The 255-nt window shown below is 59.6% G+C and carries 1 protein-coding gene; it reads right to left on the reverse strand.

Annotated elements, in window-relative coordinates:
* Positions 1-255: DUF362 domain-containing protein (locus tag MWC30_RS22415; protein ID WP_244086381.1), on the reverse strand; the 255-nt coding region annotated here is incomplete at both ends.

Here is a 255-nt window from a genome sequence, read left to right on the forward strand (position 1 = left end):
CGAAGCGGGGAGGGCAGGCCTCAAAGCAGGTCCCGCACTTGATGCATTTGTCCTGGTCGATGACATGGATCCGGTTTTTGCCGCCGTCGATGGCATCCGCCGGGCATCTCTTGGCGCAGGTCATGCAAGCCTGGCACTTTTCCGGGTCGATGTAGTACGAGACGACCTCGCTGAACAGCTGGTCGATCTCCTCGCGGGTGAAAAGCCTTTCCCTGTCCTCATGGCTCTGAAGGCGCGAGGCGAGCTTCTCGTTTT

This window comes from Desulforhabdus sp. TSK, from assembly GCF_022836495.1.
Lineage (GTDB): Bacteria > Desulfobacterota > Syntrophobacteria > Syntrophobacterales > Syntrophobacteraceae > Desulforhabdus.